The following is a 230-nucleotide window of genomic DNA, read 5'->3' on the forward strand; positions in this document are numbered from 1 at the left end:
ATCGCGGATCAGCATGCCGCGGTGAATACGTTCCCGGGCCTTGTACACACCGCCCGTCACACCACGAGAGTTTGCAACACCCGAAGTCGGTGAGGTAACCGCAAGGAGCCAGCCGCCGAAGGTGGGGTAGATGATTGGGGTGAAGTCGTAACAAGGTAGCCGTATCGGAAGGTGCGGCTGGATCACCTCCTTTCTATGGAGAAATACTCATCCTTACGGATGAGAGGCTT

The 230-nt window shown here is 56.5% G+C and carries 1 rRNA gene; it reads left to right on the forward strand.

Annotated features, from left to right (window positions below):
* Positions 1-193: ribosomal RNA gene (locus tag TEPIDINF_RS15150) — 16S ribosomal RNA — on the forward strand; the annotation flags it as partial.
* Positions 194-230 lie beyond the last annotated feature (37 nt).

The sequence above is a fragment of the Tepidibacillus infernus genome, from assembly GCF_048898065.1.
GTDB lineage: Bacteria > Bacillota > Bacilli > Tepidibacillales > Tepidibacillaceae > Tepidibacillus_B > Tepidibacillus_B infernus.